General features: G+C 74.0%; 24 protein-coding genes. 9 read left to right on the top strand and 15 right to left on the bottom strand.

What is annotated here, in order from left to right:
* Window positions 1–17: 17 nt before the first annotated feature.
* The 3 genes from BU197_RS22095 to sigE all read right to left on the bottom strand — a co-directional run bounded on the left by BU197_RS22095 (window position 18) and on the right by sigE (window position 3827).
* The gene (locus BU197_RS22095) at window positions 18–1580 is read right to left on the bottom strand and encodes a trypsin-like peptidase domain-containing protein (RefSeq protein WP_411158519.1); all 1563 of its coding nucleotides are present in this window, start codon (window positions 1578–1580) and stop codon (window positions 18–20) included.
* A gap of 571 nt (window positions 1581–2151) precedes the next feature.
* A complete protein-coding gene (locus tag BU197_RS22100) occupies window positions 2152–3072 on the bottom strand; it encodes an anti-sigma factor family protein (RefSeq protein WP_317453403.1) in 921 nt (306 codons plus the stop codon).
* The gene (gene sigE, locus BU197_RS22105; protein WP_188270053.1) at window positions 3069–3827 is read right to left on the bottom strand and encodes an RNA polymerase sigma factor SigE; all 759 of its coding nucleotides are present in this window, start codon (window positions 3825–3827) and stop codon (window positions 3069–3071) included. The genes BU197_RS22100 and sigE overlap by 4 nt, the downstream gene beginning before the upstream one ends.
* Window positions 3828–3969: 142 nt before the next feature.
* Here sigE and BU197_RS22110 point away from each other — a divergent pair, with 142 nt between their 5' ends.
* Window positions 3970–4635, top strand: a complete 666-nt coding sequence (locus BU197_RS22110) for an O-methyltransferase (RefSeq protein WP_188270054.1) — start codon at window positions 3970–3972, stop codon at window positions 4633–4635.
* 404 nt (window positions 4636–5039) lie between these two features.
* Here BU197_RS22110 and BU197_RS22115 read toward each other — a convergent pair whose 3' ends face one another.
* Window positions 5040–5207 carry a DUF3117 domain-containing protein gene (locus BU197_RS22115; RefSeq protein WP_017239934.1) on the bottom strand — a complete coding sequence of 56 codons (168 nt, stop codon included), beginning with the start codon at window positions 5205–5207 and terminating at the stop codon, window positions 5040–5042.
* 321 nt (window positions 5208–5528) lie between these two features.
* Between BU197_RS22115 and BU197_RS22120 the strand changes: the two genes are divergently transcribed.
* Window positions 5529–6332, top strand: coding sequence for an enoyl-CoA hydratase/isomerase family protein (locus tag BU197_RS22120; RefSeq protein ID WP_188270055.1), 804 nt, complete (start codon window positions 5529–5531; stop codon window positions 6330–6332).
* Window positions 6333–6458: 126 nt separating this feature from the next.
* On the opposite strand, the gene BU197_RS22125 is transcribed toward BU197_RS22120, so the two are convergent.
* Both BU197_RS22125 and BU197_RS30670 read right to left on the bottom strand, forming a co-directional pair.
* Window positions 6459–7046 (bottom strand): DNA-3-methyladenine glycosylase I, encoded by a 588-nt coding sequence (locus BU197_RS22125; protein WP_188270056.1) that lies wholly within the window; start codon window positions 7044–7046, stop codon window positions 6459–6461.
* Entirely contained in the window at window positions 7043–7600 is a 558-nt protein-coding gene (locus BU197_RS30670; protein ID WP_411158517.1) for a hypothetical protein, read from the bottom strand. Before BU197_RS30670 ends, BU197_RS22125 begins: the two co-directional genes overlap by 4 nt.
* A gap of 54 nt (window positions 7601–7654) precedes the next feature.
* On the opposite strand from BU197_RS30670, the gene folP reads away from it, so the two are divergent.
* Together folP and BU197_RS22140 are read left to right on the top strand one after the other, a co-directional pair.
* A complete protein-coding gene (folP, locus tag BU197_RS22135; protein ID WP_188270057.1) occupies window positions 7655–8515 on the top strand; it encodes a dihydropteroate synthase in 861 nt (286 codons plus the stop codon).
* Between the two features lie 515 nt (window positions 8516–9030).
* Window positions 9031–11352: a M9 family metallopeptidase gene (locus BU197_RS22140; RefSeq protein ID WP_317452305.1), complete on the top strand. Its 2322-nt coding sequence runs from the start codon at window positions 9031–9033 to the stop codon at window positions 11350–11352.
* Between the two features lie 60 nt (window positions 11353–11412).
* On the opposite strand, the gene BU197_RS22145 is transcribed toward BU197_RS22140, so the two are convergent.
* Entirely contained in the window at window positions 11413–12162 is a 750-nt protein-coding gene (locus BU197_RS22145; protein WP_188270058.1) for a TIGR00730 family Rossman fold protein, read from the bottom strand.
* Between the two features lie 104 nt (window positions 12163–12266).
* Window positions 12267–13361, bottom strand: coding sequence for a succinyl-diaminopimelate desuccinylase (gene dapE, locus BU197_RS22150; RefSeq protein WP_188270059.1), 1095 nt, complete (start codon window positions 13359–13361; stop codon window positions 12267–12269).
* A gap of 29 nt (window positions 13362–13390) precedes the next feature.
* On the opposite strand from dapE, the gene BU197_RS22155 reads away from it, so the two are divergent.
* Window positions 13391–14338 carry a hypothetical protein gene (locus tag BU197_RS22155; RefSeq protein ID WP_188270060.1) on the top strand — a complete coding sequence of 316 codons (948 nt, stop codon included), beginning with the start codon at window positions 13391–13393 and terminating at the stop codon, window positions 14336–14338.
* Between the two features lie 697 nt (window positions 14339–15035).
* Window positions 15036–15440 (top strand): ATP-binding protein, encoded by a 405-nt coding sequence (locus BU197_RS22160; RefSeq protein WP_188270061.1) that lies wholly within the window; start codon window positions 15036–15038, stop codon window positions 15438–15440.
* 189 nt (window positions 15441–15629) lie between these two features.
* Here BU197_RS22160 and dapC read toward each other — a convergent pair whose 3' ends face one another.
* Both dapC and fdxA read right to left on the bottom strand, forming a co-directional pair.
* Complete coding sequence (dapC, locus tag BU197_RS22165) at window positions 15630–16727, bottom strand: succinyldiaminopimelate transaminase (protein WP_188270062.1); 1098 nt, start codon at window positions 16725–16727, stop codon at window positions 15630–15632.
* A gap of 85 nt (window positions 16728–16812) precedes the next feature.
* Window positions 16813–17133, bottom strand: a complete 321-nt coding sequence (gene fdxA, locus BU197_RS22170) for a ferredoxin (protein ID WP_030207635.1) — start codon at window positions 17131–17133, stop codon at window positions 16813–16815.
* 112 nt (window positions 17134–17245) lie between these two features.
* On the opposite strand from fdxA, the gene BU197_RS22175 reads away from it, so the two are divergent.
* Both BU197_RS22175 and BU197_RS22180 read left to right on the top strand, forming a co-directional pair.
* The gene (locus tag BU197_RS22175; RefSeq protein WP_188270063.1) at window positions 17246–18247 is read left to right on the top strand and encodes a GNAT family N-acetyltransferase; all 1002 of its coding nucleotides are present in this window, start codon (window positions 17246–17248) and stop codon (window positions 18245–18247) included.
* The gene (locus BU197_RS22180) at window positions 18232–19086 is read left to right on the top strand and encodes a transglutaminase-like domain-containing protein (protein ID WP_188270064.1); all 855 of its coding nucleotides are present in this window, start codon (window positions 18232–18234) and stop codon (window positions 19084–19086) included. Before BU197_RS22175 ends, BU197_RS22180 begins: the two co-directional genes overlap by 16 nt.
* A 320-nt stretch (window positions 19087–19406) precedes the next feature.
* Here BU197_RS22180 and BU197_RS22185 read toward each other — a convergent pair whose 3' ends face one another.
* The 4 genes from BU197_RS22185 to BU197_RS22200 all read right to left on the bottom strand — a co-directional run bounded on the left by BU197_RS22185 (window position 19407) and on the right by BU197_RS22200 (window position 23366).
* Window positions 19407–21425: a hypothetical protein gene (locus tag BU197_RS22185; protein WP_411158518.1), complete on the bottom strand. Its 2019-nt coding sequence runs from the start codon at window positions 21423–21425 to the stop codon at window positions 19407–19409.
* A gap of 418 nt (window positions 21426–21843) precedes the next feature.
* Window positions 21844–22224 carry a DUF6113 family protein gene (locus BU197_RS22190; RefSeq protein WP_188270066.1) on the bottom strand — a complete coding sequence of 127 codons (381 nt, stop codon included), beginning with the start codon at window positions 22222–22224 and terminating at the stop codon, window positions 21844–21846.
* Window positions 22221–23111, bottom strand: a complete 891-nt coding sequence (gene mshB, locus BU197_RS22195) for an N-acetyl-1-D-myo-inositol-2-amino-2-deoxy-alpha-D-glucopyranoside deacetylase (protein ID WP_188270067.1) — start codon at window positions 23109–23111, stop codon at window positions 22221–22223. The genes BU197_RS22190 and mshB overlap by 4 nt, the downstream gene beginning before the upstream one ends.
* Before the next feature lie 60 nt (window positions 23112–23171).
* Window positions 23172–23366, bottom strand: coding sequence for a hypothetical protein (locus tag BU197_RS22200; RefSeq protein WP_188270068.1), 195 nt, complete (start codon window positions 23364–23366; stop codon window positions 23172–23174).
* A gap of 177 nt (window positions 23367–23543) precedes the next feature.
* Between BU197_RS22200 and BU197_RS22205 the strand changes: the two genes are divergently transcribed.
* A complete protein-coding gene (locus BU197_RS22205; protein ID WP_188270069.1) occupies window positions 23544–25718 on the top strand; it encodes a prolyl oligopeptidase family serine peptidase in 2175 nt (724 codons plus the stop codon).
* Between the two features lies 1 nt (window position 25719).
* Here the strand turns inward: BU197_RS22205 and BU197_RS31095 are convergent, their stop codons facing one another.
* Window positions 25720–26649 (bottom strand): hypothetical protein, encoded by a 930-nt coding sequence (locus tag BU197_RS31095; protein WP_188270070.1) that lies wholly within the window; start codon window positions 26647–26649, stop codon window positions 25720–25722.
* Between the last annotated feature and the right edge of the window lie 46 nt (window positions 26650–26695).

The following is a 26695-nucleotide window of genomic DNA, read 5'->3' on the forward strand; positions in this document are numbered from 1 at the left end:
TGTCCTTCACATGGCGCTCAGGTGCCCTGCGAGGAGCCGAGTGTCAACGTCTTTGTCAGCTCTTTGCCGTTCCTGCTCAGGGTCAGCTCAAGCCGGTCCCCGGGGCGGTGGGCGCGGATCTTCACGATCAGCTCCTCGCCGTTGTGCACCCGCTGGCCGTCGACCTTGGTGATGACGTCCCCGGGCCGCAGTCCGGCCTTGGCCGCCGGGCCGCCGGGCGTGACGGACGAGGTGCCGTCCTTGCCCTTCTCGACGACCCGGGCGCCGTCGCCGTTGAACTGCATGTCGAGGCTGACGCCGATGACGGGGTGGGTGGCCTTGCCGGTGTTGATCAGCTCCTCGGCGACCCGCTTGCCCTGGTTGATCGGTATCGCGAAGCCGAGGCCGATGGAGCCGGGCTGGCTGGCGCCCGCGCCCTCGCCGTCCCCGGAGCCGCCGGCCGCCCGGATGGCGCTGTTGATGCCGACGACCCTGGCCTTGGAGTCGAGCAGCGGGCCGCCGGAGTTGCCGGGGTTGATGGGGGCGTCGGTCTGGAGCGCGTCGACGTAGCTGATGTCGCTGCCGTCGCCCTTCTCGCCGCCCGCCGTGATCGGCCGTTCCTTGGCGCTGATGATGCCGGAGGTGACCGTGTTGGAGAGGTCGAAGGGAGCGCCGATGGCGACGACGGGGTCGCCGACCCGGACGCCGTCGGAGTTGCCGAGCGGCAGCGGCTTGAGCCCGGAGACACCGGTGACCTGGACCACGGCCAGGTCGTAGCCGGTGTCCTTGCCGACGAGCCGGGCGCGGGCGCTCTCGCCGCTGGAGAACGTCACCGTGATGTCCTTCGAGGACGCGGCGGCGTCGACGACGTGGTTGTTGGTGAGGATGTGGCCCTTGGTGTCCAGGACGAAGCCGGTGCCGGTACCGGCGGAGCCACCGCCCTTGACGTGCAGGGTGACCACGCCGGGCAGCGCGCTGGCGGCGATCCCGGCCACGCTGTCGGGGGCCCGGCCGGTCTCCCCCGCCTCCGCCTGCGGCAGCTCGACGGTGGTGAGACCGCCGTTGCGCTCGACGTAGGCGCCGATGCCGCCGCCGATGACTCCGGTGACGAGCGCGAAGACGAGCGCCCCGGCGACCGCGAGCCCCTTCCGCGACTTCTTCGCGACCGGACCGGGAACGGCCCCGGCCCCGACACCCCAGGGGTCGTACTGCCCCCAGACGGGCGCCCCACCCGGATGCGGGGGCAGACCCGCACCCGGGTGCGGGGGTACGGCGCCACCGGGGTGCGGGGGCGCGGCCGGGTACTGCACGGGCGGCGCGGGCGCCCACGGTCCGGGTTCCCCGTAGGGGGGCGTCCGGTACTCGTCGGGGGCGTGGAGGGGCTGGGGGGCGGTCTGGGGGGCGCCGCCGAAGGGCGAGGGGCCCGCGGGGGCGGGGGCGTCCACGGGGGCGGCTGGGGCCGCTGCGGGGGCGTGGCCGGCGGTGGTCGTGGCCTGGGGCCCGGTGGCGGCCGGGGCGGTGCCGTGGTCGGCGGGCCCGCCCTTGGCCAGCCGTACGGGCCCGGCGACGGGTTCGCCGGAGGCGGGGGCCCCGGTGGGCACGGGAGGCTCTGCGGGCGCGGAGGGCGTTACGGGCGCGGAGGGCTCTACGGGCTCGGCGGGCTCCGCCGTGAAGGGCCGCCCGGTCTCCCGGGGCTCGAACGGCTCGGCGGGTCCGGCGGCCGTGCTGGTCCCGGTGATCTCGACGGGCTCGACGGGCTCGGTGGTCTCGGCGGGCGGTTCGGGCGCCGCGGTCCCGGCGGTGGGCGCGGGTCCGGCGGGTCCGGCCGTGCCGGTCCCGGCGGGCGGCGCGGGCTCGGCGGCTCCGGCCGTCGGCGCGGGACCGGCCGTGTCGGTCCCGGTGGGCGGTCCGGGCTCCGCGGGGCCCGTGGTGGACGGGGAGTCCGTCATGTCCGGCGCGTCCGGGCCGGTCCTCGGCCGGGGCGCGGGCAGGGGAAAGTCCTCGTCGCCTTCGGCGGCGGAGGACGGCGCGGGTATCCGCGCCGCCTCCGGTGTGTCCGAAGGCCGGCTCCACCAGTTCGGCTTTCCGTTGTCCATGCGCTCCCCGCACCCCCTGGCCCGTACGGGCCCCCGCGTCGGGTGCCCGTGTCCCTGGATTCAACCAGGTCGGGGGTCAGCGGTGGGAGCCGAGCGAGGTGGTCGTCGGACTGGCCGCCGGGCTGGGCCCGGGGGCGAAGGCCAGATGGAGCGCCGGGCCCGTCGGGCGGGCGAACGGCGACAGGGCGAGGAACGACTGCGAGGTCTGGTTCTGGAGGCGCGCGGCCATCAGCGGGGCGGCGAGGGAGCGCACCGCGTCCAGCGGGACGGCGCCCGCCGGAACCGTGCCCGGGGCCCCCGTCGTGGCCGGTGTCCGCAGCGCCGAGGCGGGCGTCACGGGGGCGCCCCCCGTGATCTGCCCGCCGATGGACTGGGCGCCGGAGCGCTCGCCGGAACGGGCGCCCCGGGTGGGGGCGGGACCCGCGCCGGGCCCGGTGGCGGGGGTGCGCAGCGGGGTGACGGCGCTGCCGCCGCCCTGGCCGCCGCGCGCGCTCGCGTTCACCGAGGAGTCCAGGGGCAGGGTGCCGCTGAGGGCGATGGCGGCGAAGGAGACCGCGCTGGCCGCCGCGAAGGCGAAGCGGCGGCCCCGTCCCGAGGGGCCGGGCGGGCGGTAGCCGACCTCGTGGATACGGAAGCCGGTCTGTCCGGTGCCGGGGGTGACGACGGCGGCGGTGGCGAAGCCGTCGGCTTTCACTCCTCCGGCGCCGAGGAGTTCTTCGAGGGGGCCTCGGGGTCCGCCCGGTTCGCCAGGACCCCCGGGCAACCCCTGGAGGCGGGCGAGGAAGCCTTCCGAGGGGGACGGGGGCGCGGCGGAGGCGAAGACGCTCTTGAGGGTGCGCTGCGCGTCGGCCTCGGCCTTGCAGCGGGCGCAGGTCGCCAGGTGGGCGAGGACCCGCTCGCGGGCGTCGTGGCCCAGCTCGCCGTCGACGAGCGCCGCGAGACGGTCCCCGAGGTGGTGGTCCGCCGGGGTCGGCGACGACGATGGGGTGTCGCTCACGCTGTCCCCGCCTCCCATCCGACGGAGGCCAGGGCACGCTCCGCCCGTGCCTCGGGCGAGCGGTGCTTGAGGGCCTTGCGCAGGTGGGAGCGGCCTCGGTGGATACGGCTGCGGACGGTGCCGAGCTTCACTCCGAGGGTCGCGGCGATCTCCTCGTACGACAGGCCCTCGATGTCGCAGAGGACGACGGCGGCGCGGAACTCGGGCGCCAGGGTGTCGAGGGCCTGCTGGACGTCGGCGTCGAAATGGGTGTCGTTGAAGGCCTGCTGCGGGGAGGGCTCACGGCTGGGGAGCCGCTCGGCGGCGTCGTCGGCGAGCGCGTCGAAGCGGATGCGCTGCTTGCGGCGGACCATGTCGAGGAAGAGGTTGGTGGTGATGCGGTGCAGCCAGCCCTCGAAGGTGCCGGGGGTGTAGGTCGAGAGCGAGCGGAAGACGCGGACGAAGACCTCCTGGGTGAGATCTTCGGCGTCGTGCTGGTTGCCGGTGAGGCGGTAGGCGAGCCGGTAGACCCGGCCGCTGTGCGTGCTGACGATCTCCTCCCAGGTGGGAGGGGTCCACGCCGGCGATTCCGCGTCCGATGCGAAGGTCGCGGTGGTGGGAGCGGAGTCGGTGGTGCGGGAACGGTCAGCGGTCTCGGTCACGGATTTCGGCTCACCCGCCGACCTGAGAAGACGCCGAAGCACTCCTCCCCGATCCACAGGCGCAGCCGCACCTCCCCTGTCGGCTCTGGTGGTGTCCAGTGGAGCCCCTACCATAGCCACCTCGCCCGTTAGTTCCGGATAAGAATCTTTACGCGAATTTGGAACCGGCTCGCCCGGCTGCCTCCTGTCGCGTCCTTCCCCTGGTGAACGACCGGTCCCATCTGCGGGTTCCCGCTGACAGCGGATACAGTCACCGTTGCGTCAACTACGGGGACAGGAGAGGGCCATTACCGCCAACCGGCAGACGAGCTGGTCGTTCGCCGACGCTTTTGTCGCCGAGGACGAGGCTCTGCGCTGGGCCCGGGAGCGGGCCAGGGAGGCAGGGCTGCCTTCGGTGTCCCCCGGCACCGGTGGCGCGTTGCGCCTGCTCGCCGCGACGGCGGACGCGAAGGCGGTGGCGGAGATCGGCACGGGCACGGGCGTGTCCGGGATCTATCTGCTGCTGGGGATGCGGCCGGACGGCGTCCTGACCACGGTGGACCTCCAGCCCGAGCGGCAGCAGCTGGCGAAGACGGCGTTCCGGGCGGCGGGGTTCGCGGGCAACCGGGCGCGGTTCATCCCAGGGCGCGCCCTGGACGTGCTGCCCCGGCTCGCGGACGGCGGGTACGACCTGGTGTTCTGCGACGGGGACCGGCTGGAGTACCTGGACTATCTCGCTGAATCGTTGCGCCTGCTGCGACCGGGAGGTCTGGTCTGCTTCGAGGGGGTGTTCGCGGACGGCCGGACGGTCGACTCCGCGGCGCAGCCGCCCGAGGTGCAGCGGGTGCGGGAGCTGCTTCGCGCGGTCCGGGAGAGCCCCGAGCTGATCCCGTCGCTGCTGCCGGTGGGCGACGGCCTGCTCTGCGCCGCCCGCCGGGGCTGACACCCGCGCGCGTACGCCTGCCTCGGCGGGTACGCATGTCTCGGCGCGTACGCCTGGCGCCGGGGCCACGCGCGCGTACTGCCATTCAACCCGCGGAGCCCCCGGAGACGCCCGCCAGACCCCCGGAGCCCCCGGAGACGCCCTCCCGGCCTTCGGAGCCCCCGGACGCATAACCCCCGCCCCTCACGGAGCCCCGGGCGCGTACACCCGTCTCACGGGGCCTCACGAGGCCCCACAGCGCCGCACGTCGGCGACCCCGGACCGGACCGGCTGCCCCCGCGCCCCCACCGCCCTCCGCGGGGCCACGCGCGCGTGGGTGCGGCTCCGGGGCGTCCCGGAGACACCTCTGCCCCGGTACGGCGGGGCCGTACCGGGGCAGAGGTGGGGAATCGTGGAGAGTCAGGTCAGCCGACGACCTTCTTCAGGGCGTCGCCCAGCGCCTCGGCCTCGCCCGGGGTCAGCTCGACGACGAGCCGACCGCCGCCTTCGAGCGGAACCCGCATGACGATGCCCCGCCCCTCCTTGGTCACCTCGAGCGGGCCGTCACCCGTCCGCGGCTTCATGGCCGCCATGCTCGTTCCCCTTCCTGAAACCAGCTCATCATCAGCCGGGCAGCTCCATGACCTGGAGCACACGTCTCCGGCTTCGAACACATTGCTTCCAGGTCATTATCCCGCATGGCAGGACCCGATGACCAACATCGTCCGGCATCGCTTGCGCAACGCGCTTGCGCAAAACCCCACATTTCGGCGCGTGGCCTGCGATACTCCGCCGCCCGACGTCCCCTCGGAGGCCTTCCGGGACCGGCCGGATTGACGCAGCTCACATGGGCGGCGGGAGTGATCTCCGCCATGCTGGGCTGGTCAACCACGCGATGAGGCGAAGGGATACCGATGGCCGACACGGTGCTGTACGAGGTGAGCGACGGGCTCGCCACCATCACACTCAACCGCCCCGAGGCCATGAACGCCATGAACGTGGCGACGAAGGTCGCCCTCCGGGAAGCGGCGGAGACGGCCGCCTCGGACCCCGCCGTGCGCGCGGTGCTCCTCACCGCCGCGGGCGACCGGGCGTTCTGCGTCGGCCAGGATCTGAAGGAGCATGTGGGGCTGCTCGCGGCGGACCGGGAGAACGGCACGCACGAGACCATGACCACGGTCCGCGAGCACTACAACCCGATCACCCGGGCGCTCGCGGAGATGCGCAAGCCGGTGGTGGCGGCGGTGAACGGCGTCGCCGCCGGGGCCGGTTTCGGCTTCGCCCTCGCGGCGGACTACCGGGTGGTCGCGGAGACCGCCTCGTTCAACACGTCCTTCGCCGGGGTCGCCCTCACCGCCGACTCGGGCGTCTCCTGGACGCTGCCCCGGCTCATCGGCCGGAGCCGCGCCACCGACCTGCTGTTCTTCCCCCGTTCGATCAGCGCCCGCGAGGCGTACGAGCTGGGCATCGCGAACCGGCTCGTCCCGGCCGCCGACCTGGCCGCCGAGGCGGGGAAGGTGGCGCGGAAGCTGGCGGAGGGCCCGACGGTGGCGTACGCGGCCCTGAAGGAGTCCCTCGCCTACGGCGCCGCCCACTCGCTCGCCGAGACCCTGGCCAAGGAGGAGGAACTCCAGTCCCTGGCCGGAGCCTCGGAGGACCACACCATCGCGGTCACCGCCTTCGTCGCGAAGGAGAAGCCGGTCTACCGGGGGCGCTGAGCGGCTGCCGGGGGCGCTGACCGGGCGTCGACCGGCCAGGCCGGCGCCTCTCGGCCCGGCGCCCCTGACCGGGCGTCGGCCCGGCGTCGGCCCGGCTTCGACCGGGCGGCCCGGGGTGGCCTCGGGTCAGTTCCCGCCCCGGGCCACGCAGTCCGCCATGTGGTCGTCGACGAGGCCGCAGGCCTGCATCAGGGCGTAGGCCGTCGTCGGTCCGATGAAGCGAAGGCCGCGCTTCTTCAGGGCCTTCGACAGGGCCGTGGACTCGTCCGTGACCGCCGGGACCTCGGCGAGCGTGCGCGGCGCCGGGCGGCCCTCGGGATCGGGGGCGTACGACCAGATCAGCTCGTCCAGCTCGCCCGGGGACCATTCGGCGAGAAGCCGGGCGTTGGCGAGGGTCGCGTCGATCTTGGCGCGGTTGCGGATGATGCCCTCGTCCAGGAGCAGCCGCTCGCGGTCCGCGTCCCCGAAGGCGGCGACGGAGGCGATCCGGAAGCCGTCGAACGCGGTACGGAAGCCCTCGCGGCGGCGGAGGATCGTGATCCACGAGAGCCCCGACTGGAAGGCCTCAAGGCAGAGCCGTTCGAAGAGGGCGTCGTCGCCGTGGACCGGGCGGCCCCACTCCTCGTCGTGGTACGCGAGATAGTCCTCGGCCGAAAGGCCCCAGGGGCAGCGCAGCCGCCCGTCAGGGCCGGGAACCGCTCCGGAGCCGCTCACGGCTTCCCGCCCTCCGCGTCCGAGACGGGCCCGGCGTCCGAGACGGGCCCGGCATCCGGAATCGGCCCGGCGTCCGGGATGGACCCGGCGTCCCGCACGGGTGCGGCATCCGAAAACGGCCCGGCGTCCGGGACGGGCCCTGCATCCGGGACGGGCGCCGCGTCCTGGGCGGGTACGGCGTCCTGGACGGGCGCGGCGGGCGGGAAGGGCGCGGCGGGCGTGCCCGTCAGCGACTCCTCCAGCTCGGCGATGCGGGCGTCCCGCTCGGCGAGTTCGGCGCCGAGGCGGACCAGGACGTCGTCCACGTCCGCCATGCGGTAGCCGCGGACCGTGACGGGGAGACGGAGCGCCTCGACGTCGGCGCGGTCGACCGGGCGTCCGGCCGGAAGGGGGTCGACGAGCCGCTCGGGCGCCACCTCGGGCAGCACCTCGCCGTCGCCGCCGACCACGGCCAGGGTCACCGCGGCCACGACCACGACCATCGTGATGAGCAGAAACCAGAACACTGCGCGCCTTTCCCCTGAGCTGAAAACATCCCGTGCCGATCGTGCCATGCGCCGCTGACGACTAGGGTCTCTGGCGAACGGAGACGAGGGAGGACAAAAGGGATGCTGCGCTTGGGACGGCGTGAATTCGGGCCGCACGAGCCGGTGATCATGGCGATCGTGAACCGGACCCCGGATTCCTTCTACGACCAGGGCGCGACCTTCCGGGACGAGCCCGCGCTCGCCCGGGTGGAGCGGGCGGTGGCCGAGGGCGCGGCGATCATCGACATCGGCGGGGTGAAGGCGGGCCCCGGCGAGGAGGTGACGGCGGAAGAGGAGGCGCGGCGCACGGTCGGCTTCGTCGCCGAGGTGCGCCGCCGCCACCCCGACGTGGTGATCAGCGTGGACACCTGGCGGGCGGATGTCGGCGAGGCGGTCTGCGAGGCGGGGGCGGACGTCCTGAACGACGCGTGGGGCGGGGTCGATCCGGGGCTCGCCGAGGTCGCCGCGAAGTACGGCGCGGGCCTCGTGTGCACGCACGCGGGCGGCGCCGAGCCGAGGACGCGGCCGCACCGGGTGGAGTACGAGGACGTGATGGACGACATCCTGCGCGTCACGGTGGGGCTCGCGGAGCGCGCCGCCGCGCTGGGGGTGCGCCGGGACGCGATCATGATCGATCCCGGGCACGACTTCGGGAAGAACACCCGGCACAGCCTGGAGGCGACCCGGCGGCTCGGGGAAATGACGGAGACGGGGTGGCCGGTGCTCGTGTCCCTGTCGAACAAGGACTTCGTCGGGGAGACCCTGGACCGCCCGGTGAAGGAACGGGTCCTGGGAACGCTCGCGACGACCGCCGTCTCGGCCTGGCTCGGCGCACAGGTCTACCGGGTCCACGAGGTCGCGGAGACCAGGCAGGTCCTGGACATGGTGGCCTCCATCGCGGGCCACCGCCCCCCGGCGGTCGCCCGGCGCGGACTGGCATAACCAGGGAGGGGCGGGGGCCCGCCAAGACCGGCGAGACCCGGCGAGACCCGGCGAGACCCGGCGAGACCCGGCGAGACCCGGCGAGACCCGAACGGCCGGACCAGCGGAGAGGACCGGCCCGCCGGGCCCGTACAGCCGCCCGAGGGCGAGCCCGCAGGTCCGGCAGCCGTACTCCACCAAGCACGGGCACGGCCCGCACCCCCCTCCCCCCGTATGACCTGAAACCCCCTCGACGCATCCGCGCGACCCGGCACATGGATACGCCGCATCCGGCCCCTCGAAACGGGCCCGGGTGCGGCGTTTTTCACGGGCCGGACCCGTCCGCCCCACCCGCGTTATCCCGCCACTTCACACCTCGCCCCCGCGCCTCGGCCTCGGCATGCCCCTTCCCAACGCCATGTGACGTGTGAAATTGTACTCACGCTCCCTCAGATTGACGGAGCACTGTCAATTCACTCCCCCACACTGTGCCCGGCCACGCCACCCACGCGACCGGGCAAGGCCTGGAGGCCTAGGTGAAATCCCCTCGAATACCGGGACTGTCGTCCTTACGGCTCCTGACCGGCACTGTCGCGTCCTGCCTGGCGCTCGGACTGCTCGCGCCGGTCGGCCACGCCGTCACCGTCACCCCCGAGACCGCCCTCCCCGGAACCTCCCTCACCGCCCCCGCCCCACCCGGCCCCCCGTCCGCAAGCCCCGCGCTCGCGGGCCCCGCGCCCCGGCCCGCCCCCGATCCCGCTCCCGAGACCCGCGAGGCCGACCGGGCCCCCGGGGCGGTCCCCGCCGCCGAGCGGGCCCCGTTCTCCCCGGCCACCGGTCCCGCCCCCACCGCCCGGCGCTCCGCCGCCGCCTGCGACATCGGCGCCTTCTCCTCGCGTACCGGCAGCGCCCTGGTCCAGCAGGTCAAGACGGCCGATCCCAGCTGCGTCGGCGAGCTGTTCGGCGTCACCGGGGCCGACGCCTACGGAGTCTTCCGCGAGGCCCAGATGGTCACCGTCGCCGACGCCCTGCGCACCAACGCCCTCGCGTACCCCGGCGACGACAGCACCTCGACGTACGAGCTGGTGATGTTCCTGCGCGCCGGCTACTACGTGCAGTGGTACGACTCCGCCGACACCGGCCCCTACGGCACGGCCCTGCGGACCTCGATCCGGGGCGCCCTGGACGCCTTCTTCGCCCACGCCCGTTCCCGTGACGTCACCGCCGCCAACGCGAGCGTCCTCGGCGAGACCCTCACCCTCGTCGACAGCGCCCAGGAGAACGTCCGTTACCTCCCCGTCGTGAAGCGGGTCCTCACCGACTACGACGCGGGCACCTACAACGCCGTCACGGGCATGCCAGGCGCCGTCAACAGCGTCTTCACCGTGCTCTTCCGGGGCCACCAGACGAGCGGCTTCCCCGCCGCCGTCCAGGCCGATCCGAGCATCCTGGACACCCTGTACGCCTTCGTCTCCCGCAACACCGCGCTCCTCGGCTCCGGTTACGGCTACCTGCCGTACAACGCCTCCCGTGAGCTGGGCCGGTTCCTCCAGTACCCGGCCCTCCAGGCGAAGCTGAAGCCGCTGCTGCGGCAGCTCGCCGGGCAGAGCGCGCCGAGCGGCCGCACCGCGTATCTCTGGGCCGCCGTCGCCGAGATGGTCGCCGCCTACGACTCCGCGCACGCCTCCGACTACGGCACCGCCGACCACATCGCCCGGCTGCGCTCAGGCGTCCTGCCCACCACGCACGTGTGCGGCCCGTCCATCAGGGTCCTCGCCCAGCAGGCGACCGCCGACGACCTGGCCTCGGCCTGCGACAGCCTCCTGAAGCAGGACGCGTACTTCCACGCCGTGGCCCGCGACGACGGGCCCGTCGCCGACGACCTCAACACCACCATCGAGGTCGTGGTCTTCGACAGCAGCTTCGACTACCAGGTGTTCGCCGCCGCCATCTACGGCATCGACACCGACAACGGCGGCATGTACCTGGAGGGCGACCCGGCCACCGCCGGAAACCAGCCCCGGTTCCTGGCCTACGAGGACACCCGCGTACGCCCCGCCTTCCAGGTGTGGAACCTCAACCACGAGTACACGCACTACCTCGACGGGCGCCACGACATGTACGGCGACTTCACCGCCGGGATCTCCACCCCGACCATCTGGTGGATCGAGGGCTTCGCCGAGTACGTCTCGTACTCCTACCGTAAGCTCCCCTACGACGCGGCGATCGCCGCCGCCGGGCGCCACACGTACACGCTGAGCACCCTCTTCGACACCACCTACGAGAACACCGACACCGAGCGCACCTACCGCTGGGGCTACCTCGCGGTGCGCTACATGCTGGAGAAGCGCCGCGCCGACACGGACGCCGTGCTCGCCAAGTACCGCACGGGCGACTGGAACGGCGCCCGCACCCTCCTGAAGAGCACCATAGGCACCCGCTACGACGCCGACTTCGACACCTGGCTCACCGCCTGCGCCGCCGGAGCCTGCGCCACCGCCCCGGACCCGGGACCCGGCCCGACGCTCCCCGAGTGCACCGGCACCGACCAGCGCCGACTGGACCGGAACTGCGCCCGGAGCGGGCTCTCCGCGTCCACCGGGGAGTACGCGTACCACTATCTGTACGTCCCGGCAGGCACCGCCCGCCTGACGATCACCACGACCGGCGCCGGTGGCGACGCCGACCTGTACTACAACGCCACCGGCTGGGCCACCACGAGCGCGTACACCGCCCGCTCCGCGCAGCCGGGCAGCGCCGAGACCCTGACGGTGGACAACCCGCCCGCCGGATACGTCTACGTCAGCCTGCACGCCAAGGCCGGATTCACCGGAGCGAGCGTCTCCGTCCGGTACTGACCGGCGTGACGCGAAGGCCGCCCCACCCCGTGTCGCGGGGTGGGGCGGCCCGGTGCGCGGTCAGCGGCCGACTTCCTTCGTCACCAGCCGGACCGCCTCTTCCACGTCGTCCGTGACGTGGAAGAGCAGCAGGTCCCGCTCGGACGCCTTGCCGCCCGCGACGACCGAGTCGCGGAGCCAGTCGACGAGCCCCCGCCAGTACTCCGTCCCGAAGAGGACGATCGGGAAGCTGGTGACCTTGCGGGTCTGCACCAGGGTCAGCGCCTCGAACAGCTCGTCGAGGGTGCCGAGACCGCCGGGCAGGACCACGAAGCCCTGCGCGTACTTCACGAACATCGTCTTGCGGACGAAGAAGTAGCGGAAGTTCACGCCGATGTCGACGTGCTGGTTGAGCCCCTGCTCGAAGGGGAGCTCGATGCCGAGGCCGACCGAGACGCCCTTGGCCTCCCGCGCCCCCTTGTTGGCCGCCTCCATCGCGCCGGGACCGCCGCCGGTGATGACGGCGAACCCGGCCTCGACGAGCGCCCGGCCGATCCGGACGCCCGACTCGTACTCCGGCGAGTCCGGCTTCGTACGGGCCGAGCCGAAGACGCTGATCGCGCTCGGGAGTTCGGCGAGCGCGCCGAAGCCCTCGACGAACTCGGACTGGATGCGCATGACCCGCCAGGGGTCGGTGTGCACCCACGCCGAGTCGCCCTCGGTGTCGAGCAGCCGCTGGTCCGTCGTGCCCGGCTGGATCTGCTCCCGCCGCCTCAGCACCGGTCCGAGTCGCTGCTCCTCGGGCTTCGCCATTCCCTCGGGAATGCCCATGGCCTGCCTCCTCCGCCGTTCGGCGGCCCGTGGTGGCCGCCTGCTGATCTCCTGGTCCGGTCAGCGTAGGACCATGAAGGTGACGAATCGAGAAATGACGGAAGTCAGGCGGTCAGCCAGTCGCGGAGCCGCGCCTCGCAGTGGTGGATGCGGTCGACGACGACGTGCTCGTCCCGCTTGTGCGCGTAGATCGGGTCGCCGGGGCCGTAGTTGACGGCGGGCACCCCGAGGGCGCTGAAGCGGGAGACGTCGGTCCAGCCGAACTTGGGGTGCGCGGTGCCGCCGACGGCCTTCATGAACGCCTCGGCCGCCGGGTGGGAGAGACCGGGCAGGGCGCCGGGGCTCTCGTCGTCGACCACCAGTTCGGCGATGTCGCAGTCGGCGAAGACCTCGCGGACGTGCGCGAGCGCCTCGGCCGGGGAGCGGTCGGGGGCGTAGCGGTAGTTGACGGTGACCGCGCAGGCGTCGGGGATGACGTTGGTGGCGACCCCGCCGTGGATCGCGACCGCGTTGAGGCCCTCGTGGTACTCCAGACCGTCGATGAGCGGCTTGCGCGGCTCGTAGGCGGCGAGGCGGGCGAGGATCGGGGCGGCGGTGTGGATGGCGTTGGAGCCCATCCAGGAGCGCGCGGAGTGGGCCCGCTCGCCGGCGGTGTGCAGGATGACCCGCAGGGTGCCCTGGCAGCCGCCCTCGACCTGGGCGTCGGAGGGTTCGAGGAGGACGGCGAAGTCGCCCTCCAGCCAGTCGGGGTGCGCCGCGGCGATCTTCCCGAGGCCGTTGAGGTCGGCGGCGACCTCCTCGTTGTCGTAGAAGACGAAGGTGAGATCCCGGTTGGGCTCGGGGACGGTGGCGGCGATCCGCAGCTGGACGGCGACGCCGGACTTCATGTCGGTGGTGCCGCAGCCCCACAGGACGCCGTTCTCGTCGAGGCGCGAGGGCACGTTGTCGGCGATGGGCACGGTGTCGATGTGACCGGCGAGGACGACCCGCTCGGCGCGGCCCAGGGTCGTCCGGGCGACGACGTTGTTGCCGTGCCGGTCCACGGTGAGGTGCGGCAGGGCGCGCAGGGCCTGCTCGATCGCGTCGGCGAGCGGCCGCTCGGTCCCGCTGACGGACGGGAAGTCGACGAGGGCCGCGGTCAGCGCGGCTCCGTCCCTGGTCAGGTCGAGGGAGCCGCCGGGCGGCGTGATGTCTGCCATGTGCCGACCCTAACGCGGCCTCCAGTACGGTGGGGCTCGTGTCCGACCCCACCCGCCCCGCCCCCCGCGGCCGTCTCGCCCGTTCGGCCGCCGCCCTCGCGGCCCTCCTCGGCCTCGCCTCGTACGTGGCTTTCCATCAGGTGACGGGGAGCAAGGGAACCCCCCGCTGCACCGTGGGAAGCGGCGACAACCGGTACACGTTCACCCCCGAACAGGCGTCCAACGCGGCGATGATCGCCGCCGTGGGCACCGGCCGGGGGCTGCCGGAGCGGGCGGTGACGATCGCGCTCGCGACGGCGCTCCAGGAGTCGGCGCTGCGGAACATCGAGCACGGCGACCGGGACTCGCTCGGCCTCTTCCAGCAGCGCCCCTCGCAGGGCTGGGGGACGCCGGAGCAGATCCTGGACCCGGTGTACGCGTCGGGGAAGTTCTACGAGGGCCTGGAGAAGGTCCCGGGGTACTCGCGGCTGCCGCTGACGGTGGCGGCACAGAAGGTGCAGCGGAGCGGTTTCCCGCAGGCGTACGCGAAGCACGAGCCGGACGCGGCGCTCCTCTCGGCGGCGCTGACCGGCCGGTCCCCGGCGGCCCTCTCCTGTACGACGGGCGACCCGGACGGGGTCCCTGGCGATCCCGGTCTCGTCCGGGCCGAGTTGGTACGCGCCTTCGGCGAGGGCGCCGCCCCGGAGACGGTGACGGGCGGTCCGAGCGCGGGCCGTTCGGCGGGCGGCCCCCCGGTGCTGCTCGTGCCGGTGCGCGCGGCACGGGACGCGGACGCGGGCCCGGGGGCCGGGGACCGGGAGCGGCACGGCTGGGAGCTGGCGCAGTGGGCGGTGGCGCGGGCGGAGACGCTGAGGATCACCGAGGTGACCTTCGGGACCCGGTCCTGGCGGGCGGGCGAGGCACGCGGCGGCTGGTCGAAGGTGTCCGGCGCGCTCGCCACGAACGGGGAAACGGTCCGGGTACGGCTGGCACCTTAGGCGGGAGCCGACGCTTTCGGCGGGGGCCGACGCCATCGGCGGGGACCGTCCGGCGGAAGGGACCGGAACCGTCCGGCGGAAGGGGCTGACGCCATCGGCGGGGGCTGCCCGGCGGAGGGGACCGGCACCGTGGACGGAGACCGTCCGACGGAAGGGGCGCTCACCGTGGACGGCGACCGTCCGGCGCAAGGGGCTGGCCCCATCGACGGAGACCCTTCGGCGGAAGGTCCCGGCGCCGTGGACGGAAACCGTTCCGGCGGAAGGTCGGCGATCCGCGCGGGGCCCTCCGGGCGGGGCCCGGTTCCCTGAGCGGACACTGTCCGGATACGGCTGCCGCCTGGGCGTGAAACGTCCGGCCGCGGCTTGCTCCCCGGGCGAAACCCTGCCGCCCTCCCCTAGGGCATCCGTACGGTTTTTCACTCGCGGGTGGCATGGGTCCGCCATGGATGCACAGGAATTCGCCGGGTTTTCAGGGCACTTCCGCACCACCCCCCGCCAGAGGCCCACTTCCCTTGCGGCGCAAGGGAAGTGACGGTTCGCCAGTCGGCTGCGCAATGACGCCTTCGTCCGTTTTCCTCCCCACCCGACAATACGACGCATTGCCAACTCTTTACCTTGTGTCTCCGCAACCTCACCCGCCCCGGAGCCGGTTGTCACTGCGACCGAACACCACCCCGCACCTCTCGCAAGGAGCACCATGTCCCTCCCCCTGACCCACCGGATCGCCCGCGCCGCCCTGCTCATCGCGGCGGGCGCGGCCCCCGTGGTCGGTGCGGCCGGCGCCGCCAGCGCCGCGGAGCACAGCCTCGCGCCGACCGGTGCCCTCGCCGGTGTCACCAGCCTGGACAGCGCCGCCACCGGGACGGCCGTCGACGGCGCCTCGCAGGCCGCCACCGACGTCGTCGGCTCCACCGGAAGCAAGGTCGTCGGCACCACCCTCCCCGCCGCGGGCAAGACCCTCGGCAAGGCCGCGGGCAAGGCCTCCGGCGCCACCGCGGGCAAGGGCGGCAAGGGAGCCAAGGGCGGGACCGGCGGCGCCCTGGGCGGCGCGCTCGGCGGCCTGCCCGCCGCCGGCGCCCTCGGCGGCCTCCCCCTCGGCTGATCCGACGGCCGGCTGACCGGACGGCCGACCGGGCCGACTCCGACGACGGCCGACCGACCGACCGACAGGAGAACGGGCGAGGGCCCGGGGAGCATGTGCTCCCCGGGCCCTCGCCCGCGTGGATGTCCGGATCAGCCGTCCGGCTGATCCTCAGCCCAGCCGCTCAGCCCGGTCGCTCGGCCCAGTCACTCAGCCCAGCCGCTTGACGGCCGCCGCGACCCGCTCGTCCGTCGCCGTGAACGCGACCCGCACGAACCGCTCCCCCGCCTCGCCGTAGAAGTCGCCCGGAGCCACCAGGACGCCCTTCTCCGCCAGGTACGCCACCGTCTCCCAGCACGGCTCGTCGCGGGTCGCCCACAGGTACAGGCTCGCCTCGCTGTGCTCGATCCGGAAGCCGTGCCCCTCAAGGGCCGTCCGCAGCGCCGCCCGCCGGGCCGCGTACCGCTCGCGCTGCTCGGCCACGTGCGTGTCGTCGCCGAGCGCCGCGACCGTCGCCGCCTGCACCGGCGCCGCCGTCATCATGCCGCCGTGCTTGCGGATCTGGAGCAGCTCGCCGAGGACCGCCGCGTCACCCGCGATGAACGCGGCCCGGTAGCCCGCCAGGTTGGAGCGCTTGGACAGCGAGTGGACGGCGACGATCCCCTCGTACGACCCACCGCAGACGTCCGGGTGCAGGACGGAGACCGGATCGGCCTCCCAGCCCAGCTCCAGGTAGCACTCGTCGGAGAAGACCAGCACGCCGTGCTCGCGCGCCCAGGCCACGATCCGGGTCAGCTCCTCGGGGGCGAGGACCTTCCCGGTCGGGTTCGAGGGGGAGTTGAGCCAGAGCAGCCTGACCGCCGCCGGGTCGAGGTCGGCGACCGGGTCGTCGTAGACCACGGCCGTCGCACCGCAGAGCCGCGCGCCGACCTCGTACGTGGGGTACGCCAGGCGCGGGTACGCCACCTGGTCCCCCGCGCCGAGCCCCAGCTGCGTCGGCAGCCACGCCACCAGCTCCTTGGAGCCGACCACGGGCAGCACGTTCTCGTGGGCGAGGCCCGCCGCGCCGAGCCGCCGACCGCACCAGCCGGTCAGCGCGTCCCGCAGCTCCTTCGTCCCCCACACCGTCGGATAGCCCGGCGAGTCCGCCGCCGCCACCAGGGCGTCCTGGACCAGCGCGGGGACCGGGTCGACGGGCGTGCCCACCGAGAGGTCCACGATCCCGTCCGGGTGCGCCAGGGCCGTCTTCTTGTACGGCTCCAGCTTGTCCCAGGGGAAGACGGGCAGACGCGAGGAGACTGCGCTCACGGGTTGGCTCTCACTTCCTGTACGTACGGGGAAACGCCTCGGTCCCGTACGGCGGCCGAGGCCGTACGGGACCGGATGCGGTCGATCAGCCGTTCTGCGGCGGCAGGGCGGCGATGAAGGGGTGGTCCCGCTCGATCTCGCCGAGCTTGGAGGCGCCACCGGGCGAACCGAGGTCGTCGAAGAACTCGACGTTCGCCTTGTAGTAGTCCTTCCACTCCTCCGGGGTGTCGTCCTCGTAGAAGATCGCCTCGACCGGGCAGACCGGCTCACAGGCCCCACAGTCGACGCATTCGTCCGGGTGGATGTACAAGGACCTCTTGCCCTCGTAGATGCAGTCGACGGGGCACTCCTCGATGCACGCCTTGTCCTTCACGTCGACACAAGGCTGCGCGATGACGTAGGTCACGCTGTCGTTCCTCCTCGATAGGGCTGGTCTGCGCGGGAGCGCGGCGTCGTCGATGCCCGCACCTAGTATCTCCGTTCTTGGGGGCGATCCGAACAGGAGGGGCGCAGAAGCTGTGGAATTCATCGGCGGCGGACGCCTTGAAGTCCGAATTACCAGCACTGACGTGGGAAAACGTGTCTCCGTTCGGTACGTGACGGAGTCCGGGGAAGCGGGCGGGAGGTTCACCGACGCGGTCGGCGTTCTCACATCGTGGGACGACTCTGTGCTGCTGATCACACGGAGGGACGGTGAGATCGTCCGTATCCCGGAATCCGCGCTGGCCGCCGGGAAGGTCGTCCCGGCCGCCCCGGCCCGCCGCCGGGGTCCCTCGGCGAGCTTCGCCGAGCTGAACCGGGCCACCGCGCGCGCCTGGCGGCCGGTCGAGAGCGAGGCCCTCGGCGAGTGGACGCTGCGGGCGGCCGACGGCTTCACCCGCCGGGCCAACTCCGCCCTCCCCTCCGGCGACCCCGGACGCCCCCTCGACGAGGCCCTCGCGGAGGTCCGCGCCTGGTACGCGGCCCGCGGCCTCCCCCCGTACGTACAGGCGGCCACCGGCGCCGAGGGCACCCAGGAGCTGCTCTGCGCCGCGCTCGAACGGCACGGCTGGCGCCGCGAGGTCACCGCCGAGGTGCACATCGGGGCACTGGCCCCGGTCGGCGACCTCGACGCCGACGTCTCCGCCGTACGCCTCTCCCGCGCCGTCGACGAACCCTGGCTCCGCCGCTACCAGCGCTCCACCGAACCCGGCCCCGCCGTACGGCACGTACTCGCCTCGGGTCCCAGCGTGTGGTTCGCGACCGTGCCGGGCGCCGGAGAGGTCCCGGCGGCCATCGGGCGGTGCGTGGTCGACGGGCGCTGGGCCGGGTTCATGGCGGTCGAGGTCGCCCCGGAGCGGCGGCGCGAGGGCCTGGCCACCGCCGTCATGACGGCACTCGCCCGGCAGGCCCTCGACGAGGGCGCGTCCGCCGCCTGGCTCCAGGTGGAGGCGGACAACGACGGCGCCCGCGCCCTCTACGGCCGGATGGGCTTCGCCCCGCACCACCACTACCACCACTACCGATGGGCGGAGGCGTGACAGGGGACGTACCGCACGGCCCGCCCGACTGGCGGCGGGAGTTCGCCGAGGAGGCCCGGTCCGAACGGCCCGACCTCGCCCGGCTCTGCCTGCTGATCGGCGCCGTGGCCGACCCCTCCGTGGCCCGGCACGACCTGACCGAGGCGGAGATCGAACTCGACCGCCTCGCCGGGCTCGTGCCGTACGCGACCCGGGTCACCGGCGACTGGACCGGGGCGCTCGCCGCGCTCCTCGGGCACCGGGAGGGCTTCGTCGGGGTGCCGGCCGACTACCAGCGCCTGGAGTCCTCGCTGCTGCACCAGGTGCTCAGGCGCCGCCGGGGCCTGCCGATCCTGCTGTCCGTCGTCTGGATGGAGGTCGCCCGGCGGGCCGGTGCCCCGGTGTACGGGCTCGGGCTTCCCGGCCACTTCGTCGTGGGCTTCGGCGACCCGGCGGATCTCGACCTCGCCGACCCGTTCGCCGGGGGCCGGGCCATGACCGGCACCGACGCCGAACTCCTGGTGGCCGGTGCGACCGGCGAGGCCCTCGACCGCTCGATGCTCCGGCCCGCCGAACCCGGCGCGATCGTCCTGCGCGTCCTCAACAACATCCGCGCCTGGGCGGCCCCCCGCCCCGAGCGCTCCGACGTGGCCCTGTGGGCGGTGGAACTCTCCCTGCTGCTCCCCTCCCACCCGGCCCGGCTGCGCTACGAACGGGCCGAGCTGCTCGTCGAGCGCGGCGACTTCCTCGTCGCGGCGGCCGAGATGGAGGCGTACGCGACGGTGATGGACGCGGTGGACCCCGAGACGGCCACCGAGATCCGCCACCGCGCCCAGGCGGCGAGGGCCCGGCTCAACTAGGCCGTGCCCGGGGGTGCCGCCAGGCTCGGGGAGCGGTCTCCCGACCGGGCCCGGGATGGGCCGCCGGGGCCCGAGGCAGGCCGCCGGGGCCCGGGGAGGCCCCTGAGCGCCGCCGAGCGGCTCGAAGATCGACCGGGGGTCAACGGGGGCCGGACGGCGCGCGGAAGGGCTTCTCAGGCCCGTACGCGCCCGAGCCCCCGTCCGACGCGGGGTCGGCGGGGGCTCGGGCGGATGGCGCACGGGGCGGCCGGAGCGGGCCGGGCGCCGGGGCCGGAAGCCTGGGGCTCAGGAGTCCGGGCCCGGGGGGCCTGGCAGGCGGATCAGCCCTCGCCGCTCAGGTCGATCGTCCTGGTGCGCTCCTTCTTGGTCTTGCCCAGGAGGGCGTCCCGCATCACATAGGCCACGTCGTCGGCGGACACCTGGTGCTTGGCGCCGTCGCCCTTGGTGATCGTGATGCCGTCGAAGGCCCCGTCGAGGAGCCGCTCGATCGCCTTCTTGTCGTAGACCTCGACCAGACGCCCGTTGACGGCCTTCATGGAGAGGATCTGCGGCAGCGAGCGCGCCGGGCCGAACTGGATCTCCTTGCCGCCCGCGACGATCGTGATGAGGTCGGACATGGCGGGCTCGGCGAACTCCCGCATGGCCCGGTCCAGCTCCGCCTTGGAGACCGTCGGCTGACGGGCCGTGACCGGCAGCTCGACCAGCTTGCCCTGGCCGGTCTCGACCTGGGCGCGGAAGGCGTCCCGGACGGAGATCATCGAGTGCTGCACGTCGAGGCCCTTGCCGGGCTTGCCCTCGACGGGCGTCACCTTGTTCGGGGAGAACACGATCGTGCCCTCGGTCGCCGAGGCGGAGGAACCGGCCAGATCGCTCAGCGCGACGGCCAGCTTCTCCTCGTCGACGGGGAAGACCGGGTGGGCGACCCGCTCGCCGCCGAAGAGGGAGCCGATGACCGAGACCGGGTTGTAGTCGCTTCCGGCGGCGGCGCGGACGGTCTCCTGGCTGTCGAGCGCCAGACCCGCCTTGTCCGGTGCGAGCTGGACCTTCTTGCCGCCGATGCCGAGCTGGAGCGGGGTGTGGGCGCGTCGGCCGAGGGCCGCTTCCAGCTTGTTGACGGCCTCCTCCTTCGTGCCGCCGCCGATGTCCACGCCGAGGACCGTGGTGCCCTTGGGCACGTCGGAGTGGTTGAGCAGCAGCCCGGCGCCGTAGGCGACGCCGGCCAGACCGAGGACGCCGACGGCGGCGAGGACCAGCTTGGAGCGGCCCTTCTTCGCCGGAGCGCCGGAAGCCGCCGGACGCGGGGCGGGCGCGGGGGCCGCCGCCGGTGCCGGAGCGTCCTCCTCGGTGCGCGGGGTGAGGTTCGGGCGGCCCGACTTCGCCGGTACGGCGGGCATGCCGCCGGTGAGCGTGTCGCCCGGGACGCGCCCGACGCCGTCGACCCCGGGCCCCGAGGCGGGGACGGGCGCGGGCGCCTGCGGGGTCAGGATCGCGGTGTCGTCGGAGAGACGCGGGACGTGGGCGCCGGGGGCGCCGCCGGGGAACGGGGAACCCGCGCCCTGCCCGTCGGGGAAGGCACCGGGAGCACCCAGCGAGGCGCTACCGGTGACGGGCCCTGCCGTGGGCCCGTCGGGACCGCCGTAGACGGGCGTACCGGCGGCGGGGGTGCCGTCGTAGAGCGGGGTGCCGCCCGCCGGGGTCCCGTCGTAGAGCGGGGTGCCACCGGACGGGGTGCCGTCGTACCTGGGCGTACCGGCGGCGGGAGTCCCGTCGTACAGCGGCGTACCGCCTGCCGGGGTCCCGTCGTACAGCGGGAGACCGCCGGACGGAGTGCCGTCGTACAGCGGAGTGCCGCCCGCCGGGGTCCCGTCGTAGAGCGGGGTGCCACCGGACGGAGTCCCGTCGTACCTGGGCGTACCGGCGGCGGGGGTCCCGTCGTACGCGGGAGTCCCTCCCGCCGGGGTCCCGTCGTACAGCGGGGTGCCGCCGGACGGGGTGCCGGTCGGGCGGGTGGAGGTGACCGGGCGGCTCGACGGGGTGCTGCCGACCGTCGGGACGCCGGAGGTCGCGGAGCCCGCGAAGCCCGTGCCCTGGGTGTCCTGGCCGAGGGGGGCCGGGGCGGGCTTGGGCGTCGGGGCGGGCGCGGCGGCCGGGGCCGGTGCCTGGGGCGCCGCCTTGCGGGGCGCGAACCAGTCGCTGGTCTCCTTGGCCTTGCCCTTCGGCGGCTCCTCCGCGCGCGGCGGCTCGGGGGCCGCCACCGGCTCGGGCTCGGGCTCCGGCGCGGGGGCGGGCTCGGCCGCCGGTTCCGGAGCGGGCGCCTCGTTGACCGTCTTGCGGACCACGACCGGCGGAATCGGACGCGAACCCGGGATGTTGATCCGGATACGGGTCGTCAGGGTCGTCTCGGTCTTGGGCTCCTCCGGCGGCGCGGACGCGGCGGTCTCCTCCGGCGCGTCCTGCGTGGGGTGGAGCGACGGATACTGGCGGGAACCGTACGGCGGTGTACCCGAGGTATAAGCGGCCCCACCGCGCCCCTGGGCGCCGGAGGACGAACTGTCAGTCTCTCGACCAGTTTCACGACTCAAAGCAGGATCTCCCGGTTGGCTCCACCGCCCGCTCTTGCTGATGCTCGTGTGTCCCGGGCGGTTCGGCGGCGCGCACCACCATACTGTCCGCCGCCCTCGCATAGCCGACGCCTGGGTGTCGTACGGCGGTCAATCCACCCGAAGTCAGGGCGTCGCGGTTCTCAAGTCGTCCTGTTCACGGGGCCGGTCGTGGCAGACGGGCGACCGTGGTGCACATCACAGCGACCGCCATGCCGCCGAACAGGTACAGCAGCTCGCCCAGACCGCCGCCGAACACTCCGTCGCCCTCGGGGCGTCCGAAGCTGAGCAGGACGACGGCGACGAGCCAGCCGCCGCCCGCCGAGACGACGCCGACCTGGGTGCCGGTGGCGCGCAGACCGCCGTAGAAGAGGGCGGCGGTGGCGAGGAGGGCGAGGAGCAGTCCGCCGGGGAACCAGGCCGCCTGGACGAGCGCGCCGGCCGTGCCGACGAGCAGTCCGAGGACGAGGAGGAGCACGTACCAGGCGAACCGGGCGTTGCGGGAGACCGGGGAGGCGGCGGGCGTGGTGGTGTTCACGTGGTCACCCCCGCGAAGAGGTCGGTCTCGCGGGTACCGGCGGGCGCGCCGGGAGTGCCGTGCACCAGTTCGTAGTACTCGGTGGCGAGGATCGGCTGTGCCAGGTCGTTGGAGAGGGCGAAGAACGGGCCGTCGACGGCGACTTGGGTGGCGTGCGCGGCCATCGCGGCGCTCTTGCGGGCGGTGTGCGCGGGGTCCGGGCCGATCTCGGCGGTGATCCGGTCCTCGTCGACGATCCCGGGGACGTCGTCGAGTGCGGCGACGGCGGGGAAGGCGGAGCCCTCGGCGCGCAGCCGGGCGAATCCGGCCTCGGCGACCGGGCGCGGGACCCGGTTCCAGTAGATCTTGGCGATCGGGTGGGCGGGGCCGAGGTCGGGCCGGTAGGCGGGGTCGGCGGCCAGTTCGGCGGCGCGCATGGCGACCCGGTGGGCCTGGATGTGGTCGGGGTGGCCGTAGCCGCCGTCGGGGTCGTAGGTGACGAGGACCTGCGGGCGGGTCTCCCTGATCACCTCGACGAGGTGGGGGGCGGCGGTGTCGACGTCGGTGTTCCAGAAGGCGCCGTCGCGCCGGTTCTGCTCGGCGCCCATCATCCCGGAGTCGCGGAAGCGGCCGGGCCCGCCGAGGAACCGGTGGTCGGTGACGCCCAGCTCGGCCATGGCTGCGGCGAGTTCGCCGACGCGGTACGGGCCGAGCCGGTCCTCGCGGTCCGGGGCCAGGTGCGCGAGGCCGGGCGGGATGACCTCGCCTTCCTCGCCGAGAGTGCAGGTGACGAGGGTGACGAGGGCGCCCTCGGCCGCGTACCTGGCCATGGTGACGCCGTTGTTGATCGACTCGTCGTCCGGGTGCGCGTGCACGAGCAGCAGACGGCGGGCGGGGAGATCGGACATGTCCCCCACCCTACGAGGTCCCGGCCCGGGGCGGGCCGGGCGGTCAGGACGAGACGGCGGTCAGAACTTGAGGCCGCCGATCATGCCCGCCACGTTGGTGGTGAGGGTGCTGATGGAAGGAGCGAGGGACGAGCTGGCCAGGTAGAAACCCAGGAGTGCACAGACCGCCGCGTGTCCGGCCTTCAGCCCGGATTTCCGGATCAGAAGGAAGACGACGATCGCCATCAGCACCACCACGGAGATCGAGAGTGCCACGGCGGTTCACCTCCACACTTCTTCGGTCAGACATTCGACTATTCGAGCGGTACGGGCCCTGCGCATGTGCCAGCCGAGTGCATACCCACCTAGCGCTACGGATCATAACTATCCGTGCCATCGCACTGGTCGGCGGACGGAGGCACGAAGGGGGCGCACGGCGCTACTTTCGGCCGCATGACCTTCTCTCCGCAGCCGCCCGCCGAACCGCCGGCCGGGCTCTCGTTTCCCCGTCAGTACGCCCGGACACAGCGGTTCGGGCTGGGGGTTCCGCGCGGTTTCTCCGTTTCGCCCGACGGCGAACGCGTGGTCTTCGTCCGCTCCGGCTCCGGCACCGACCGCTCGCACCTGCTCTGGGTGCTCGACCTCCCGCGCGACGGCTCGGCCCCCTCGGAGCGGGTCGCGGCCGACCCCGGGGCACTCCTCGCGGGGGCAGCGGAGGAGCTGTCCCCGCAGGAGCGGGCGCGCCGGGAGCGGAGCCGCGAAAGCTCGGCGGGCGTGGTCTCGTACGCGGTGGACGGAGCCGTGGAACTGGCGGCATTCGCCCTGTCAGGACGCCTTTTCACGGCCGAACTGAGGGCCGGTACGGCCCGCGAGCTGCCGGTGCCGGGACCGGTGGCGGACCCCCGTCCCTCGCCGGACGGACGCCTGGTCGCGTACGTGACGGAGGGCGCCCTGCGGGTGGTCGGAGCGGATGGTTCCGGCGACCGGGAACTGCTCGTTCCGGAAGGTCCGCACGTCTCCTGCGGATTGGCCGAATTCATCGCATCGGAAGAGATGGGAAGGGACCGGGGTTTCTGGTGGTCGCCCGCCTCCGACCGGCTCCTCGTCGCCCGCGCCGACGACCGGGACGTGAGCCGCTGGTGGATCGCCGACCCGGCGCACCCGGACCGCGCCCCGCAGCCGGTCGGGTACCCGGCGGCGGGCACCGCCAACGCCGAGGTCGGGCTCCTCCTCGTGGGGCTCGACGGCTCCCGCGTGGAGGTCCGCTGGGACCGGGAGCGGCATCCTTACCTGGCCCGGGTCCACTGGTCGGCGGCCGGGGCGCCGCTCCTCCTCGTCCAGGCACGGGACCAGCGCGAGCAGCGGTACCTGACGGTGGACCCGGCGACCGGGGAGACCACGCCCGTACGGACGGAGCGGGACCCGGCGTGGCTCGAACTGTTTCCCGGGGTCCCGGTGTGGGCGCCGGACGGCGGTCTGGTCCGGATCGCCGACGAGGGCGGGGTGCGGGTCCTCGCGGTCGACGACCGGGCGCTGACCGACGCCTCGCTGCACGTGCGGGCGGTCCTCGACGTCGGCGCCGTGGACGGCGACGGCATCCTGGTCTCCGCCTCGGCGGGCGCGACGGCTCCGGCGCCCGAGACCGGCGAGATCCATGTGTACCGGGTGACCGACCGGGGCGCCGAGCGGCTCTCCGAGGGCGCAGGGGTGCACGGCGCGGTCCGCTCGGGGGCGGTGACCGTGCTGGTGTCGGCGCGCCCGGAGGAGCCGGGGAGCGTGGCGCGGGTGCTGCGCGACGGCGCACGGCTCGCGGTGGTGGCCTCGTACGCGCAGCGGCCGGTGGTACGGGCCCGGGTGCGGCTCACGGAGGCGGGGGCCCGGCGGATCCCGTGCGCGGTGCTGCTGCCCTCGGGGTACGCGGAGGGCGACGGGCCGCTTCCGGTGCTCATGGACCCCTACGGCGGTCCGCACGGGCCGCGCGTGCTGGCCGCGCACCAGCCGCATCTGACCTCGCAGTGGTTCGCCGACCAGGGGTTCGCGGTGGTGGTGGCGGACGGGCGGGGCACCCCGGGCCGCTCGCCCGCCTGGGAGAAGGCCGTCGCCCGGGACTTCTCGCCGACCCTCGACGACCAGGTGGCGGCGCTTCACGGACTCGCGGACCGCTTCCCGCTCGATCTCGGGCGGGTGGCGATCCGGGGCTGGTCGTACGGCGGTTACCTGGCGGCGCTCGCGGTGCTGCGCAGGCCCGACGTCTTCCACGCGGCCGTGGTGGGGGCGCCGGTGACGGACTGGCGGCTCTACGACACCCACTACACCGAGCGGTACCTGGGCACCCCGCAGGACGATCCGGAGGTGTACGCGGCCCAGTCCCTGCTCACCGACGAAGGGCTCTCCGGGGCTGTGGAGCCCGCGCGGCCGATGATGGTCGTGCACGGGCTCGCGGACGACAACGTGGTGGTGGCGCACGCGCTGCGGCTCTCCTCCGCGCTGCTCGCGGCCGGCCGCCCGCACGAGGTCCTTCCGCTCTCCGGGGTCACCCATATGACCCCGCAGGAACAGGTCGCGGAGAACCTGCTCCTGCTCCAGGTCGACTTCCTGCGCAGGTCCCTGGGGCTCGCCCGGGACTGAGTCACCAGCCGGGCGGCGGCGGGGACGGCGGCGCGGGGGACGGCATCCCGGCCGGGGAGGGCGCGGCGGCGGGGACGCCGCGCCCGGCGAGCAGGACGAGGACGGCGGCGCCCGCGAGCAGTCCGTACCCCGCGGTGAGGACGTCGAGGCGGTCGGCGGTGGGGATGTCGGCGAAGCGGGCGACGAGTTCGTACCGGAGGGTCCTCGCGGTCTCGGCGAGGCCGCCGGCCGCGAGGAAGGTCCCGGCGAGCAGCCCGAAGGCCCGCCCGTGCCGGGCGCGGCCCAGGGCGGAGACGGCGGCGGCGCCGTAGAGGGCGACGAGGACGAGGGAGAGCCAGGCGGGCGGCGGGGCGAGGACCGCCTTGACGACGGAGCGGCCCCCGGTGAGCCGGTCGAGGGTGATCTCCAGGGGCAGTTCGGTGACCCAGTACAGCTCCCAGGCCGCCATGACGAGCGCGGCGACGGCGAGGAGGACTCCGGCGGCCACGCCGGGGCCCGTGCGGGGGCGGGTGGGCCGCTGGTCGTACGGGGTGACCCAGCCGCGGCCGAGGGAGGCGGTGCCGACCAGGGCGGTGGCGAGGGCGAGGTCGAGGAGCGCGGTGACGAGGACCGCGCTGTCGTGCGACCAGAGGCCGGGGAAGCGCAGGGCGAGGGTGACGGCGCCGGTGGCGGCGAAGGCGGAGGCGGCGTGCCGGGAGCGGAGCGCGGCGACGGCGGTGGCGGCGGAGGCGACGAGCAGCACCGGGTCGACGAGGGAGGTGGCGGAGCCGCCGCGCAGCAGCAGGAAGTGGTGGTCCCCGGCCCAGTACCACGCCAGGTCGGAGGGGGAACCGAACGCGGCGAGGTCCTTGAGGACCCACACGGCGGCGAGGAGGGTGAGCGCGGCGCTGAGCGCGGCGCCGGTGAGACGTGCCGGTCGGGTCGGAGTCACGGACCCGATACTCACGGTTGCCGGGTCCGGGGACAAGCGGTTCCGC

Source organism: Streptomyces sp. CBMA291, from assembly GCF_014596525.1.
Classification (GTDB): Bacteria; Actinomycetota; Actinomycetes; order Streptomycetales; family Streptomycetaceae; genus Streptomyces.